Source organism: Bacillus sp. FSL M7-0307 (assembly GCF_038627835.1).
GTDB classification, from domain to species: domain Bacteria; phylum Bacillota; class Bacilli; order Bacillales; family Bacillaceae; genus Bacillus; species Bacillus altitudinis.
The window spans coordinates 3265964-3280054 of the sequence record NZ_CP152023.1; the positions used below are offsets into that span (position 1 = coordinate 3265964).

Sequence of the window (14091 nt, forward strand, 5' to 3'; positions counted from 1 at the left end):
CTCCTTTATGCTCATTTTACGTGAAAAGAAGCGCCTTCCCATCTTTTATGTCAGATAAACGAACAAACAACCGGCAGTCATCCGCCGGTTGTTTATGTGAACTACATGATTGTGGAAGAAAGAACGGCCTGTAATTCTTCTGCTGTACTGCTTTCAAGCTGGCTGCCGACACCTACTGCCACAGCTCCTGCTTCAAGCCATTTTGGCACATCGACTGGATGAATGCCTCCTGTTGGGATGAACTCAATCTCTGGAAACGGGCCTTGCAAATTTTTCATATAGGACAAACCGAAGGAGCCGCTCGGAAAAAGCTTTAACACGCTGTATCCATTTGCTTTTGCCTGCATAATTTCACTCGGGGTCAAAACACCTGGCACGTAAAGTGTATCGTGAAAAGATAGGTGCTCTCCGATGACAGGAAGATATCCCGGGCTGACGATAAATTGAGAGCCGGCTTCAATGGCTGATTGTGCCTGCTCAAGCGTTGTAATCGTTCCGGCTCCGACAATCAAGTCGTGGTCATGCTGGTAAGATGCAATGATCCGCTCTGCTTTGGGCGTGGTATATGTCACTTCGATGGCCCGCACCCCTTTTTTCTTTAAACGACCAATCATCTCTATCCCCTCTGCTTCACTACCTGCTCTGACCACCGCAATGAGTTTACAAGCTGCGAGCTTCTCTTTAACGCTCATACTTGCTGACTTTCCCATACCTCTCATCTCCCTTCATATCGTGTCGCCTTTGATATCGTTTGGCTTCTTTTATAAATGCCTGAAGCTCTTCCCGAGTCGGCAGTCCCTCGTGATCTCCTGGGGACATGACTGCAAGTGCTCCAATGGCATTGCCTCTTGCTACCGATTTTTCATATGATAATCCGTCCAGCAGACCGCTCATCACTCCCACTGCAAATCCATCACCAGCTCCGACTGTATCCACGACATGAGACACATGAAAACCAGCCACTACACCTTGGCCGGATGCACTTTTGAAATAGGCTCCTTCTGATCCCAGTTTAATGACCACAAGCTTGATACCTTTTTGTAAATAAACATCCGCAATCGCTTCCGGCTCATGACATCCTGTGAGTCTTTGACCTTCTGCAAGCCCTGGGAAAAACCAATCTACTTGAGCAGCCATCTCGTTCACCGTATGAATCATGTCTTCTTCCTCTTCCCATAGTTGAAGTCTAAGGTTCGGGTCAAAGGAAATGGTTTTTCCTGCTTCCTTCATTTCTTTAAGGGCATGAAAAGAAAACGCTCTCATTTCACTAGACACAGCAGGCGGGATTCCGGTCATATGAAGATGTCCTGCCTGCTGAAAATAAGTGGACGGGAAATCGCTTGGGTTCAATGTGCTCGCAGCAGAGCCTTTTCGGTAGTACGTCACATCAGGGTCTCCATCGATGACTTTTGATTTAAGCAATATCCCTGTTTTAGCCCCATCATTTGAACGGAGCACTGCCTCAGTATCGACCCCTTCTTTTTGAAGCTCTTCTAAAATAAATGTACCAAGTGAGTCCGCCCCGACCTTGCTCATCCAGCCTACGCTAAAGCCTAATCTTGCCAAGCCGACCGCAACATTACTCTCTGCACCAGCAAGTGCTTTTTGAAACGTATGCACTTGGTGAAGCTCGCCAATTTCTTTTGCATAAAACATCGCCATTGATTCCCCAAATGTGATCACATCCAATGCTTTCACTCATTTCTCCCCTTTTCTTGGTACCGGTTTCAAAACAGTTGAAAAAGAGAGAGCATGCACGTATGTATACTCTTCTCTGCCTGACGTTTATAAAGATTTTCTCACAATGATTTCTCCATCAAGTTGAATGGTCTGGGGTGCACTCTTATCTCCTTCAAGACGTGTCTTGATTTTTTGCATCGCCGCTTTCCCCATCTCATGAGATGGCTGCGCCACCGTAGTGATGCCTGGCCCGATGAGCTTATACCATTCTGTATCATCAAATCCGGCAATGCCTATCTCCTCAGGTATCTTCACCCCAAGATCGACGAGTTCACTGATGAGTTTCAGCATGAGTAATCCATTGCCTGCTAAAATCGCTTTTTTCTGATGGTTTGATTGTAAAAAACGACAAATCTCATCTCGCATTTGTTCCTTTTGCTTCAAATTGATTTCTGCAATCATAGGTTTCTTATGTTGACTCATGGCCGTCTGTTCATAGGCTTCTTTTCGTTCTTCACGAGGACTAATCCCATCGACCGGCTCAGTAAAGAAAGCGATATGTTCGTAGCCTTTTTCAACCATTTGGTGAAGTAGACGAGCCGTGATGTCACGGTTATTCGTTGTGACGGTATCGACCTTGAGTTCAGGTAACTTACGGTCAACAAGAACAATCGGTACACCGTTTTGCTTAAAGTCTTGCAAAATGTCATTGTTTTGACCGGTCGTATTGATGATCAGCCCTTCAATATAATGAGCATGCAGCTTCAGTAGCATTTCTCGTTCTTTTTCTGGACGATTATCTGTGTTGCACACCATGATGCTGTATCCATATTCATCACAAATCTCTTCCACACCACGAAGTGTCGCAACAGAGAATGGGTTCGTAATATCAGCCACAATAAAACCAATGACCTTGCTCTTTCTTACTTTCAATCCTTGGGCAAGCTGACTCGGACGATAATGGAGCTCCTCAATGGCTTTTTTAATCTTTTTTACCTTTTCAGGAGAAATTTCATTTGTTCTGCCATTGATGTATCTGGATACCGTTGATTTTGAGACACCTGCATATGCTGCAACTTCGTTAATGGTGACTTTCGTTTGCTTTTTCTCTTTCATACAAAAAACTCCCAAGATCGATCTTCTCATTTGTTTCGAAACCGATTTCAAATAAACTTAAAAAAAGCATACCACAAGTTAAGCTGTATCAGAAGATTTTTTTCATAAAAATGAAGAAAAAAAGCTTTTATACAAATAAAGAAAGCGATTTCAAATTAACGGTTGACGCCACTCTCTTTTTCCTCTAGAATTTTCCTTGAAACCGATACCAAATAAAACAATTATATGTTTCAGATGGAAAGGGAGGCTTATCTCAAATGGAAAATCGTTATGCTGTACATCCTGAGCAGGTCAAGCGTTTTACAACAGAGGAACTTCGTCGTCATTTTCATATTCCGATACTTTTTGTCAGTGGTGAATTGAAGCTGTATTATTCGCATGAGGACCGTGTGGTGATTGGCGGCGTTATGCCGATATCAGAACCGATCAAGCTAGATGCCGGCGACTTTTTACGTACAGAATATTTCCTTGAAAGACGGGAAATTGGCATTGTAAATGTCGGCGGCCAAGGTACGGTCACAGTCGATGGTGAGTCATTTGTGCTGGAGCATAAAGATTTCTTATATATTGGACTTGGACACGAACATGTACAGTTTGCTAGTTCATCAGGTGAGCAGGCCAAATTTTATCTTGTGTCAGCCACAGCTCATAGAGCGTATCCGACACAAAAGGCTGCGATCGCTGAATTAACACCGAATCATTTAGGAGAAGCATCCGCCTCGAACGTACGGAATCTGTATCAGGTCATTCATGCAGACGGCATCCAAAGCTGCCAGCTTATGATGGGCATCACTCAGCTTGAAACCAATAACACATGGAACACGATGCCTGCTCATATACATGACCGGCGGATGGAAGTGTACTTATATCTTGATATAGAGGAAGACGCACGTGTCTTTCATTTTATGGGGGAGCCATCTGAAACGAGACATCTCGTTGTGGCAAATGAAGAAGCCGTCATCTCACCTGCCTGGTCCATTCATTCAGGCTCAGGTACAGCAAATTATTCATTTATTTGGGCAATGGCGGGAGAAAACTATACGTTTAAAGATATGGACTTTGTCCCGATGGACCAGCTGAGGTAATGAAATGACGACGACATCATATGTAGCGTCCCTCTTTTCCCTCGAAGGCAAAACAGCTCTTGTCACAGGTCCTGGAACTGGTATTGGGCAAGGTATTGCCGTAGCGCTTGCCCGTTCAGGTGCAGATATCATCGGCACCTACCACCATACGCCGCTTGATGAAACAAAAGAACTTGTCGAACAGACCGGTAGATCATTTCATGCGATTCAAGTAGACTTTTCAGATCCTCAGTCCGCAAAGCGGGATGTTGATGCCCTTTTAAAGCAACACACAATTGATATTTTGATCAATAATGCTGGGACCATTAAAAGAGAAGAGGCCGCTCAATATTCAGAGGAAAACTGGCATACTGTGATGGATGTGAATATCAACAGTCTCTTTTTCCTCACGCAAAAGGTCGGACAGCAGATGCTGAAAAAAGGGCAAGGGAAAATTGTCAATATCGCTTCCCTTCTATCATTTCAAGGCGGTGTCTTTGTTCCCGCTTATACAGCAAGTAAGCATGCTGTCGCAGGTTTGACGAAAGCTTTTGCAAATGAATGGGCAAGTCAGCATATTCAGGTCAATGCGATCGCACCTGGTTATATTGCAACCAATAACACGCAAGCCATTCGTGACGACGCGAACCGGAATGAAGAGATTCTGAAACGAATCCCCGCTGGACGCTGGGGACGGCCTGAAGATCTAGCAGGTGCCGCCGTCTTTCTCAGCTCCCCTGCCTCTGATTATATGAACGGGCATATTTTAGCCGTAGATGGCGGCTGGCTGGCGAGATAAACATGTGAAGAGAATTCCTATTTTAGGGGATTCTCTTTTTTCTATTTGCATAATTCTTCTCCTTCCGAGTCACTCTATAAAAAAAGACATGAGGGTGAGGTATTATGAAAAGTCGTATTGAACAAGATATAGAGTCCGTCATTAAGCGTGTCAAAAGCTTTGCCGGCAAAAGTGATGATATCGTGTTCCACTCGTTTTCATTTGGTCCTTCCGCTGTCTCTGCATGTCTCGTGTACGTTGAAGGACTCACAGAATTTGAGATGCTTTCCAAACAAATCATTTCACCTATGCAAAAGGAACTGACCATCACCGAGGTCGACCACACCACACTTTCTTCCCTTTCTAAAACGTTCTTTGGCATTCAAAATGATGTGCTGGAAGATATGAACCTTGCCATCGAGCAGTTATACAACGGCAGGGCTATTTTATTTGTGGATAGAGCCACTCAAGCGCTTGCGCTCCATACGAATCTTTTTCAATTTAGAGAAGTAGAGGAGCCGCAATCAGAAGTCCTTGTAAGAGGACCCCGGATTGGATTTATTGAAAATCTTGAAAAAAACACGGCATTGCTTCGTGAAAGAGCAAACGACCCGAACCTTGTCATTCAAAAGGTGAACATAGGTACTCGTAACAAGAAATCTGCCGCTCTCGTGTATGTTCGTGATATCGCAGACCCCAAATTAGTAGATGATGTACTCTCTCGCATGAAGCAAATCAAAATAGATGATATCCCTGAGACCGGCTACATAGAACAGCTGATTGAAGACAGTCATATCTCTATTTTTCCGCAGATTCAAAATACAGAACGTCCTGATCGGGTGATTGCCTCTGTGCTCGAAGGAAAGGTGTCTATTTTGCTCGATGGGACGCCGTTTGCCCTCATTATGCCGATGACTCTCACTGCCTTGATGCAATCACCGGAGGATTATTATCAAAGATGGACAAGTGCGACTCTTTTGCGTTTGCTCCGTTATATTGCCGTGCTTTTGACAATCTTTTTACCGGGACTCTATATCGCCCTTGTTTCCTATCATCCTGGTTTATTACCAACACGAATGGCACTGACCATCGCAGGCAGCCGGCAAAATGTGCCCTTTCCTCCTGTAGTGGAAGCCATTTTGATGTCGTTTACGATTGAACTGCTGCGGGAAGCTGGACTTCGTCTCCCTAGGGCGATTGGGCAGACGATTGGACTGATTGGCGGCGTCATTATTGGACAGGCGGCTGTCCAAGCCAATATTGTCAGTGCCTTAATGGTCATTATTGTGTCTCTGACGGCACTAGCCGATTTCACTGCTCCATCATATGATTTCAGCTTTCCCTTACGCATCCTGAGGTTTATGGCCATCTTCAGTTCAGCCATGTTTGGATTATATGGCTTAATCATGTGTTATTTATTTGTACTTTGTCACTTGATGCAGCTAAAGACCTTTGGTTTTGACTATTTCACACCTGTTTTGTCTTCACCGTTTTCAGATTTAAAAGATACGTACGTTCGTTTACCAATAGGGCTATTTAAATCGAGACCGAAAACAGCCAAGACAAAAAATCTCAAAAGACAAGGAGAGTAAACGATGTACAGAGCTGAGAAGCTATCATTGTTACAAGTCACCATTCTGTGCAGTTCTACAATGATAGGCGCTGGAATTTTAACCATTCCACGCAGTTCTGCCAATTCAGGATTCCCTGATGGCTGGATCATTGTATTAATACAGGGAGTCATCTTTGCTTTCGTTGCTTTTTTGCTAGGTTGGATTGCTGAGAAGAATGCGCCGGATACCATTTTTGAATCGAATACAAAAGGAGCCGGTGCCTTCTTTGGCACGATCTTTAATTTGATGCTGGTCGGTTATTTACTAGCCATTGTAGGCTTTGAAGCTCGTGTACTTGGGGAAGTGGTTCAGTTTTTCCTGCTGCAATCGACCCCCATGACCGTGATTGTGATGATTTTTTTACTCGTAGCGATTTATCATTTAAAAAGCGGTATTTTTCCAGTAGTGAAGATGGTGACATACATTTATCCGATCACCATGGTCATTTATATTGGCCTCATGCTGTTTTGTCTAAAAATATTTGATTTTGATTATTTACGCCCTGTCATGGCGCACGGCTTTAAAGATTTTAGTAATTTGTTCTCTCAAACATTTATTCAATTTACTGGCTTTGAAGTCATTTTGTTTGTTGTACCGCTCATCTATAAAGACAAATGGTCAAAAGCGAAATGGGCGGCAGCAATCGGTGTTGGAATGACCTCACTTATTTACTCCCTCACGCTCTTTATTGTGATTGGGTCCATGACGGTTGGAGAAACGATGTCACTCACATGGCCCACCGTTTCACTCATTCAAGCGCTAGAACTTGAAGGGGTTTTTATTGAACGATTCGATATTTTCTTACTGACGATTTGGACATGCCAGCAGTTTATTTGTATGCTTGGTTTTTTCCAATTTGCCATTAAAGGCTGTCAAACGGTCTTTAAGACGACCAATATCACAAGGTTGCTATGGCTGCTGTTTTTCTTAACCTCTGCCCTATCTCTTTTTCCAAGTAATCTCAATGAAGTCTTTTACTACTCGACTTTACTCGGTTATGCGTTGTTCGCTGTTTTAGCCATTCCTTTTATAACAGCTATTCTGCTCATGATACGTAAAAAATGGGGAGGTCGTTCTGCATGAAAAGGCGGCGTTTATTTCTAATCTTTCTGTCTTGCTGTCTTTTGCTTTTATCGACAGGCTGCTGGGACTTAAAGGATATTGAGAAATTATCGTTTGTGCGCGGTGTTGGCATTGACGAGGAAGATGATAACGGAGTCAAACTCACCTATCAAAACCTTGTCCCTAAAATGGGCGGAACACAAGAAGCAGACTCCCCTGGCTATGTGAATGTCGTCTCAAAGGGGAAAAATGTACTGGAAGCAGTCAGCAATGTCGCTTTGAAGGATCCGCCGATTTACAGTGATCACCTCAAAATCTTTTTGTTTGGCAAAGATCAAGCCGAACATCATGATATTCAAGGGACACTCAACCACTTTATGCGAGATGATGAGGTTCGAAGAAGCAGTTACCTCTTAGTGTCACGCCACGAGGCATCAAAAATCATCAACCAAAAATTAAAATCACAGCAAAAGGTTCCAGTTGAGCATATTTTTGAAACATCAAAAAACCGGAGCTTTAACGGGAAGATTTTACTGCCAACACGTATTGGCCGAGCGTCCGATTACTTTCAGATGGGTATAAGCTTTCTTGTCCAGAGTGTGGATGTGGTAAACGGAGAACTCACCTACGATGGAGCAGGCATCATCCATGGGAAAACGCGAAAGCTGATAGGGTTCATTCCAGCAAAAGATGTCCAATCTTTAAACTGGGTCATGAATCGTATCTCAGGCGGAGTCGTACCCGCCACCTACAAAGACTTTCCGATTACGTATGAAATCAAGAAAGCAAAATCAAAGATTGAACCCTATCTGAAGAATGGAAAGGTGTCCTTTAAAATTAGTGTACAAACAAATGGGAAACTATCAGAAGATCAATACCCCCCTGAAAACTCATTCGATGAACAGTACATCAAACGATTTGAGCGCATTTTTGAACGCAAAATCAAAGAGCGCATTCAAAAAGCCGTCAACCACATGCAAAAAGAAGTTGGCGTTGACTCGATCTTTTTAAACAGGCAGGTGCGCATCAAGTATCCAAATTTTTGGAATCAGCACCGCGACGATTGGGATACAATATTCCAAGAAGTAGACATTGCATATGACATAAAAGTCAGCATTTTGAACTTTGGTGCAGAAGGCGCAACGAAAAATTTTAAATGGTAACGCAAAAGGCGAATGACCGCCTTAGATGGTTGACAAAGGGCTAAAATGAACTTTGTTTTAGCCCTTTGTCTTCTTTTCAGCATGATAGAAAACCTTTGCAGTCTAGGAAGGACGAATACCGGAGCAGAGCGAATGAAGGATTCGCGAGCACCGGCGCGCAGGACTGACAAAGAATGCGAGGGCTTGCCTTCACGCTGAGGCGGATTACCCGGAGGGGGAACCGCCTTTTTTACGTGCAACGATCAAAAGCTGATAGAGCGTCACTTGATCAGATAATGCTTTTGTTTGAAAGCCAAGTGACTCTCCTACTCTCGCCACTTCGTCAAAAAACAATTGAACGTTTTGATCAATTGGCACATTGATCGGCTGTTCAATCATGCGATGAAATAAATGGTCTGGAAAGAGCGCCCGCATTGTATTTGGTGTGAAATATCTCATATGTGTTCGATCTAAAATCCCCACATCTTGATACGTAAAATCACCTGCCATTAAAGGCAGCAGTACTTCCGCATGCATCATATTAGGTAAGCAGCAAATGATCACGCCACCTGGTTTTAAAGACGCATGCGCTTGAGCAATCATCTGCCATGGATCTGACACATGCTCTAACACATCAGAAAAGATCACAGCATCAAAAAAAGCTTCTTTCTCTGACCAAGGATACTCATCCGCTTTTGTCTCAATCACTTCTTTGTAATACGCCTTTGCCATCTCTGCTTTTAATGCATCCGCCTCTACTCCGTACATGTCAGCGGACTGCCGGTTGATCAGTTCAAGCCCTGTCGCCCCAGCACCGCAGCCAACATCCAGCACACATCTGGCATCCTCAGGGAGCAGTGCTGCAAAATATGGATGGGGGGAGATCAGGTTTAAATCAATACCCCATTTATCTAAAAATCGAAGCCTGTTCTCCGCAAACAATGTAGAGATATTCGTTTCTTCATTGGCATTGAATGTGGCATGACCGTGATGATGTACAAATGAATCATGGACGATTTGCAGCTGGTATCCCTTTAGCAACGAACGCAGACAAAGGTCATCATCCTCAAATGATCCATATACAAACCGCTCATCAAATAACCCTACATCCTCGATCAGCTCTCTTTTGACCAGCAAACAAAAACCAACAAGTCTATGCACATATGTCCTTTGGCCTTTTCTCGAAGCCGTATATGCCTTCGCAAAGGCAGGAAGCTCCTTCACATCTGTGTAAGATGGCTGAACGAGCTGAGGACCACTCACATAATTGGAAACAGGGCCTACCATGCCAATACGATCTGATGCAAAAAGGGCTTCTCTTAAAGGCAAAAGCCAGTTTTCGGTCACAATCGTGTCGTTATTTAAAAAAAGAATACTATCTCCTGTTGCCTTTTTCGCCCCTTGGTTACAGCCCTTGGCAAAACCTTGATTCTTCTCGTTGTCAATCAACACGACATCTTCCAGTTGTCTCACATATTCCTTTGTTCCGTCTGATGAAGCATTATCCACGATAATGAGTTCATATTCATCACGCCGAGTATGCTCCTTGATACTGTCGATACATTTTTTCGTTAGGTGCAGTTCATTGTACGTCAGCATCACAATGCTCGTTTTTCCTTTCATCTCATTTCCACCTTTCGCCCGCCTGTTCCATATGTATGTCATAGGCAGCACGTTCAGAAGATGAGTGATTGTCCTTTCTTGATTAAACGTTTGTTTAACAAAGGAAGACCAGCTGCCTCATGCAGCTGGTCTTTTTTCATACCGTTTCCCCTTCGTCATTCACGACGGCACGGTTTCTCTTTTTTAAATCTTCTTCAATCTCTTCAAGACTTTTTCCTTTCGTTTCTGTGACTAAATATTTCACAAATAAGAAGGCACCTATGCCGATGGCTGCATAAATAAGGAAAAGGTTACTGATGCCGATTGCACTTAATAAGGTTGGGAATGTGAGCGAGATGATCAAATTCCCTGTATGCAGTAGGAAGGTCGATACCCCCGTACCGATTCCCCGGACATGTACTGGGAACAGCTCCGGCAGCATCACCCATACGACCGGGCCCCAGCTGACAGCAAAAATGACGATGAAAAGTCCTAAACATATAATCGTCGTCCAACCTGCAGCTGTTGATCCCTCGAAAAAACGATTGACCACTGCTAGAACAATCAAACTAAGAACCATCCCTACATTTCCAAATAGGAGTAACGCTTTCCGCCCGACACGATCAATGATTTTAATCGCAACAAACGTCATGACAACATTGACTGCACCAATTCCTACAGTTCCTAAAATGGCTGCTGAATCGCCAAAGCCGACACTTGTGAATGTTTTTGGTGCATAATAAATGATGGTATTTGTCCCAATAAACTGCTGTAAAAAAGCTAAACCGACACCAGCAATTAAAGCGGGGCGCACCCATGGTTCGAGTAATTCCTTAAGACCGCCCTTTTCTTCACTTTCTGCTTTTTGAATATCCGCAATCTCGTCTTCAACTTCTTGCTTACTTTGTCTAAGTTTTGACAATATTTCTTTCGCCCGGTCCGCCTGTCCTTGGACAAACAGCCAGCGAGGACTTTCTGGCATAAACAAAATACCACATAACAAAAGAACAGAAGGAACAACGGCAATTCCAAGCATCAGACGCCATGCCTCTGCATCCGCTAAAACGTAGTTCACAATATAGGCAAGAAGAATACCAAATGTGATCATGAGTTGGTTTAATGAGGAAAGTGCCCCTCTTGATTCCTTTGGCGCAAGTTCAGATAAATATAATGGAACAATCGTCGTCGAGCATCCGACAGCAAGTCCTAGCACGATTCGGAATAAGACCATGACCTCTGTATTCGGTGCAAGGGCTGTTCCAAATCCGCCGATAATAAATAAAATGGCTGCGGCGATTATCGCTTTTTTCCGTCCGAATTGATCTGTCAGTTTTCCAGAAAGAGAAGACCCGAGCATCGCCCCGATTAAAATCGAGCTGACCACAAGTCCCTCTGTAAATGCATTTAAACCTAAATCCTCTTTCATAAATAAGATAGCGCCAGAAATGACACCTGTATCGTAACCATATAAGGCGCCGCCAAGTGCGCCGAAGAAATAAAGCCACCCATTCCGATTTTTCATGATCATAACCCCTCTTTTATCTATGTAATGACTGGATGTTTCTCTATGAAAAATCATTTTCCTCACTTCCTGTCATTTCAAACATTTCGATGTTTTATGACAAATATATTTCATTTGCGTATCATTGAAACTTTTTTAGATAAGGAAACGTCAATTAAGCGTTAGTGAAAAAAATGTCGCACTATATCCCGTTTTAAGGTATATTTGTTTTAGTTTGTAAGCAGGAAGAAGGACATCTTTACTATAAAATCATAGCGAGGGTTTAAAATATATGGATCAAACAAGAAGTAAACGCAAAGGCAAAAAGCGTTTAAAACCATGGGTGAAAGTCACTCTTTTTATTTTTGGTATTCTTTTACTGACAACCGCTTCTGTCACCGGCTATGCCTACTATAAAGTGACATCGGCTGCGAAAAAAGCACAAGTCTCTCTAGACCGCGGTGCACAATCTGTCAAACGGATTGAAGCATTTGATCCTGGGAAAGACAGCTTTTCTGTCTTGCTGCTTGGCATTGACAGCAGACCCGGCGAAACAGTCAAACAAGCACGAAGCGATGCAATGGTTTTAGCGACAGTGAATCGTACGAATAAAACCGTGAAATTATTAAGTATTCCAAGGGACTCATATGTTAATATTCCAGGTCATGGTTATGACAAAATCACACATGCACACGCATTTGGTGATGCAGACCTCACGGTGAGTACAGTTGAAAATTTACTAGATATCCCTGTCGACTTTGTGATTGAAAGTAATTTCAAAGCATTTAAGGAAATTGTGAACGAATTAAACGGTGTTTCCGTTAACATTAAAGATGAATATGTTGTGAAACAGATTCTTAAAGATACAAAGGGCAAAGTTCAGCTGCAAACGGGTACTCACACACTAGATGGTGATCAAGCTCTCGCTTATGTGAGAACAAGAAAAGCAGACAGTGATCTCATGCGCGGACAGCGTCAAATGGAAGTTTTAAAAGCCATTTTCGATAAATCAAAATCAGTAACGTCCATTCCGTCTTATGACAATATCATAGATACTCTAGGTGATAACGTCTCAACTAACCTGTCAATGAAAGAACTAGTCGGTCTTTTCCCACTACTCACTTCACTGAAATCTGTTGATACGATTCAACTAAAAGGATCTGATTACCAGCCAAATGGCGTTTATTATTACCAATTGGATCAAAACCAACTGAACGAAGTCAAAACGGAATTGAAGAAACAGCTTGAATTATCATAAAAACAGAAAGCGTCCTTTTGGGCGCTTTTTATGTGTTGAAAAAGGTGTTTGCCCTTTTTCTTCTTTTAAGCGTGATAGAAAACCTTTGCAGTCTAGGAAGGACGAGCACCGGAGCAGAGCGAATTTGACATTCGTGAGCTCCGGAGCGCAGGACTGACAAAGAATGCGAGGGTTTGTCTACACGCTAAAAGCGTCCTTTTGGGCGCTTTTTCTTATATCCTTGATCAATTGACCATTTTTGTTTAGCCTTAAAGAGAGGAATCCACGATCCGACTCTTTCATGAGAATGAAGGAAATCGTACATACTTTGAAGAGGCTATTGCATGAATGAAGGAGGATATAACAGCAATGAAAAAAATGATTGCGATTGATTTAGACGGTACACTCTTAAATACAAAAAGTGAAATATCCGCTCAAAACCGGCAAGCATTGATTCGTGCGAAGGAAGCTGGATATATTGTGACCATTTGTACAGGGCGCGCGACTTTTGATGTAAAAGAGCTTCTTGGGGATTTGGACATTCCCATTATTGCGGCAAACGGAGGAACTGTCCATACAGAAGGGTACAAGCTCTTCAGCAGAATCACCCTTGATCAAGAAGCTGGAAGACGTGCTGCAAAGGAATTGGTGGAACGAAACATTTATTTCGAGGTCTATACAGACGATGCCCTCCTTTCCCCATTTGATGGAAAAGAAAAGCTCAAAGCTGAATTTGATATGATCAAAAGCGCCAATCCTAACGAGGATGTAGCTGATTTATGGGAAGGGGCGATGACTCAATTTAAACAGTTTGGCATCAAACCTGTCGATGACATCCGTCAAATTTTTGAGTCCAATGAACCAACCTATAAATTACTATGCTTCTCATTTGATATGAATAAGTTGCAAGAAGCACGAGATCTTCTTTCTAAGATGCCTGAGCTCTCATTGACCTCATCTGGAGAACATATCATTGAGGTACTGCCAAAAGAGTCAGGCAAAGGACATGCCCTCAAGAAACTTGCAGCCCATTATGGCGTAGACCGATCCAATATTTATGCGATCGGTGACAGCCCTAATGATCTATCCATGTTCGATGAAGCAGGACACAGGATAGCGATGGGGAATGCGGTGGATGTCATTAAAGAAAAAAGCACCTATATCACAAAAGGCAACCATGAAGATGGCGTCGCCTATTTTATTGATCTGCTTTTGCAGAATCAATTTCAAGAAAAAAAGACGCTTGTCTGATCAGCGCCTAGTGAGAAGTCGAGAAGTCCGATCCGAGCATTGATC

At 43.0% G+C, this 14091-nt stretch carries 12 protein-coding genes; 7 read left to right on the forward strand and 5 right to left on the reverse strand.

Annotated features, from left to right (window positions below; translation table 11 throughout):
- Window positions 1–101 precede the first annotated feature (101 nt).
- The 3 genes from MHI41_RS16710 to MHI41_RS16720 form a co-directional block, all read right to left on the reverse strand.
- On the reverse strand, window positions 102–710 hold the full coding sequence (locus tag MHI41_RS16710) for a bifunctional 4-hydroxy-2-oxoglutarate aldolase/2-dehydro-3-deoxy-phosphogluconate aldolase (RefSeq protein ID WP_342494327.1): 609 nt from the start codon (window positions 708–710) through the stop codon (window positions 102–104).
- Window positions 682–1698, reverse strand: a complete 1017-nt coding sequence (locus MHI41_RS16715; protein ID WP_342494328.1) for a sugar kinase — start codon at window positions 1696–1698, stop codon at window positions 682–684. The genes MHI41_RS16710 and MHI41_RS16715 overlap by 29 nt, the downstream gene beginning before the upstream one ends.
- Before the next feature lie 87 nt (window positions 1699–1785).
- Window positions 1786–2796 (reverse strand): LacI family DNA-binding transcriptional regulator, encoded by a 1011-nt coding sequence (locus MHI41_RS16720; protein ID WP_039963657.1) that lies wholly within the window; start codon window positions 2794–2796, stop codon window positions 1786–1788.
- Window positions 2797–3053: 257 nt separating this feature from the next.
- Between MHI41_RS16720 and kduI the strand changes: the two genes are divergently transcribed.
- From kduI to MHI41_RS16745, 5 genes are all read left to right on the forward strand, one after another.
- Window positions 3054–3881: a 5-dehydro-4-deoxy-D-glucuronate isomerase gene (gene kduI, locus MHI41_RS16725; RefSeq protein WP_342494329.1), complete on the forward strand. Its 828-nt coding sequence runs from the start codon at window positions 3054–3056 to the stop codon at window positions 3879–3881.
- Window positions 3882–3885: 4 nt separating this feature from the next.
- Entirely contained in the window at window positions 3886–4659 is a 774-nt protein-coding gene (gene kduD, locus MHI41_RS16730; RefSeq protein ID WP_008343242.1) for a 2-dehydro-3-deoxy-D-gluconate 5-dehydrogenase KduD, read from the forward strand.
- Between the two features lie 104 nt (window positions 4660–4763).
- Complete coding sequence (locus MHI41_RS16735) at window positions 4764–6230, forward strand: spore germination protein (protein WP_342494330.1); 1467 nt, start codon at window positions 4764–4766, stop codon at window positions 6228–6230.
- Between the two features lie 3 nt (window positions 6231–6233).
- Window positions 6234–7334: a GerAB/ArcD/ProY family transporter gene (locus MHI41_RS16740; RefSeq protein ID WP_045033957.1), complete on the forward strand. Its 1101-nt coding sequence runs from the start codon at window positions 6234–6236 to the stop codon at window positions 7332–7334.
- Complete coding sequence (locus MHI41_RS16745; RefSeq protein WP_342494331.1) at window positions 7331–8476, forward strand: Ger(x)C family spore germination protein; 1146 nt, start codon at window positions 7331–7333, stop codon at window positions 8474–8476. Before MHI41_RS16740 ends, MHI41_RS16745 begins: the two co-directional genes overlap by 4 nt.
- Window positions 8477–8680: 204 nt before the next feature.
- Here MHI41_RS16745 and MHI41_RS16750 read toward each other — a convergent pair whose 3' ends face one another.
- Together MHI41_RS16750 and MHI41_RS16755 are read right to left on the reverse strand one after the other, a co-directional pair.
- A complete protein-coding gene (locus MHI41_RS16750; protein WP_342494332.1) occupies window positions 8681–10078 on the reverse strand; it encodes a bifunctional glycosyltransferase family 2 protein/class I SAM-dependent methyltransferase in 1398 nt (465 codons plus the stop codon).
- 136 nt (window positions 10079–10214) lie between these two features.
- Window positions 10215–11579 carry a sugar porter family MFS transporter gene (locus MHI41_RS16755; RefSeq protein ID WP_089374136.1) on the reverse strand — a complete coding sequence of 455 codons (1365 nt, stop codon included), beginning with the start codon at window positions 11577–11579 and terminating at the stop codon, window positions 10215–10217.
- A gap of 271 nt (window positions 11580–11850) precedes the next feature.
- Between MHI41_RS16755 and MHI41_RS16760 the strand changes: the two genes are divergently transcribed.
- Complete coding sequence (locus MHI41_RS16760; RefSeq protein WP_008343248.1) at window positions 11851–12816, forward strand: LCP family protein; 966 nt, start codon at window positions 11851–11853, stop codon at window positions 12814–12816.
- Window positions 12817–13164: 348 nt separating this feature from the next.
- Window positions 13165–14046 carry a Cof-type HAD-IIB family hydrolase gene (locus MHI41_RS16765; RefSeq protein WP_172673031.1) on the forward strand — a complete coding sequence of 294 codons (882 nt, stop codon included), beginning with the start codon at window positions 13165–13167 and terminating at the stop codon, window positions 14044–14046.
- Window positions 14047–14091: the final 45 nt, after the last annotated feature.

What these genes read in the sequence shown, in the direction of transcription:
- MHI41_RS16755 (WP_089374136.1), bottom strand. Translation starts at nt 11,579, where the DNA reads ATGAAAAATCGGAATGGGTGGCTTTATTTCTTCGGCGCACTTGGCGGC.
- MHI41_RS16765 (WP_172673031.1), top strand. Translation starts at nt 13,165, where the DNA reads ATGAAAAAAATGATTGCGATTGATTTAGACGGTACACTCTTAAATACA.
- MHI41_RS16760 (WP_008343248.1), top strand. Translation starts at nt 11,851, where the DNA reads ATGGATCAAACAAGAAGTAAACGCAAAGGCAAAAAGCGTTTAAAACCA.
- MHI41_RS16710 (WP_342494327.1), bottom strand. Translation starts at nt 710, where the DNA reads ATGGGAAAGTCAGCAAGTATGAGCGTTAAAGAGAAGCTCGCAGCTTGT.
- MHI41_RS16740 (WP_045033957.1), top strand. Translation starts at nt 6,234, where the DNA reads ATGTACAGAGCTGAGAAGCTATCATTGTTACAAGTCACCATTCTGTGC.
- kduD (WP_008343242.1), top strand. Translation starts at nt 3,886, where the DNA reads ATGACGACGACATCATATGTAGCGTCCCTCTTTTCCCTCGAAGGCAAA.
- MHI41_RS16735 (WP_342494330.1), top strand. Translation starts at nt 4,764, where the DNA reads ATGAAAAGTCGTATTGAACAAGATATAGAGTCCGTCATTAAGCGTGTC.
- kduI (WP_342494329.1), top strand. Translation starts at nt 3,054, where the DNA reads ATGGAAAATCGTTATGCTGTACATCCTGAGCAGGTCAAGCGTTTTACA.
- MHI41_RS16720 (WP_039963657.1), bottom strand. Translation starts at nt 2,796, where the DNA reads ATGAAAGAGAAAAAGCAAACGAAAGTCACCATTAACGAAGTTGCAGCA.
- MHI41_RS16750 (WP_342494332.1), bottom strand. Translation starts at nt 10,078, where the DNA reads ATGAAAGGAAAAACGAGCATTGTGATGCTGACGTACAATGAACTGCAC.
- MHI41_RS16745 (WP_342494331.1), top strand. Translation starts at nt 7,331, where the DNA reads ATGAAAAGGCGGCGTTTATTTCTAATCTTTCTGTCTTGCTGTCTTTTG.